Origin of the sequence: Streptomyces sp. KLMMK (genome assembly GCF_036961605.1) — a bacterium.
GTDB classification, from domain to species: Bacteria; Actinomycetota; Actinomycetes; order Streptomycetales; family Streptomycetaceae; genus Streptomyces; species Streptomyces telluris.
The window spans coordinates 1-1,207 of record NZ_JBAMDC010000754.1 but is presented as its reverse complement, the minus strand read 5'-3'; the positions used below and the strand labels follow the sequence as shown (position 1 = coordinate 1,207).

Below are 1,207 nucleotides of genomic sequence, written 5' to 3'. Positions count from 1 at the left end.
CAGGCGGCCGGTTCGGGGATGGGGCAAGCGGCCGGTTCGGTATCGGCTGCGGCCGCCGGCCCGGCCCCCGTTGCCTCCCCCGCCCCTTCCCCCACTCCCGTTCCCGTCGCCGTTCCCGCCCCACGCTCGCCCCGACCCGCGGACCCTGCCGGCGCACCTGCGGCCGGCCCCCTCACCTCCGGCCCCCTCGCCCCCGGCGTCTTCTACGGCGCCGACCGCGGCGACACCGCCGCCCGGGCCGTACTGGAGGCCGCGGGGCCCGTCCTGGTCACCACCAGCGACCCCGGGCTGTGGTCCGGTACGAAGGACTCCCGCGCCAAGCTCGGCCCCGTGCACGTCTTCGATCCGAGCCATCTCCTCGACACTCCGGACCGCCTCCGCTGGTCCCCCGTCGCGGGCTGCACGGCCCGGGAGACCGCGGCCGCCCGCGCGGCCGCCCTGCTCGCGCCCGTACGCCCGCTCAGTGCCCTCGACTCGGCCACCGCGGACGCCGCGGAGACGCTGCTGCGCTGCTGGCTGCACGCCGCCGCCGTGGACGGCCGGCCGTTCCGCCAGGTGCTGCGCTGGGCACAGGGCACGGCGGCGCACGAGCCCGTGCGGATCCTGCGGACGCACGTCAAGGCGGCGGGCGGCGCGGCAGGCGAGCTGGAGTCGGCGCTCACCGGGCACCCCCAGCGGCGCGAAGTCGCGCAGGAGCTGACGGCCCGTGCGCTCGGCGCACTGTCGTCCGTCCACGTCCGCGATGCCTGCAATCCAAATCGGGCCGATTCCCTGGCATGGGAATCATTTGTCGCCGAGGGGGGAACCCTGTACGTGGTGGGTGAGGCGATTGAGGATCCCCGCACCCGCCCGGGTGCGATGCCCCTGCTGACCGCACTCGTCTCAAGCGTGGTCGAGCGCGGCCGGGGCATGGCCGGACGGTCATCTGCCGGTCGCCTCGACCCACCACTGACCCTGGTGCTGGATGACGTGGCCGCCGTGGCGCCCGCGCCCGCCCTCCCGGATCTCGTCGCGGAGGGCACGGCCCAGGGTCTGCCGACGTTCGCGCTCATGCGCTCCGAGGAGCAGGCCAGGGCGCGGTGGCCGCACCGCGCCCTCGTCGGCTAGCGAGCCGGAAAGCGGACGGATGCCGGAGCGACCGGAGGAGCCGGAGGACGCAGGGGCGCGGGTCCCCGGCAGGCGCCGGTTCCTGGGCGGCGTGGCCGCA

The 1,207-nt window shown here is 76.5% G+C and carries 1 protein-coding gene; it reads left to right on the top strand.

Annotation, left to right across the window (positions count from 1 at the left end):
• A partial coding sequence (locus tag V7793_RS37745; RefSeq protein ID WP_336014263.1) for a type VI secretion protein occupies window positions 1-1,107 on the top strand: 1,107 nt, incomplete at its 5' end.
• Window positions 1,108-1,207: the final 100 nt, after the last annotated feature.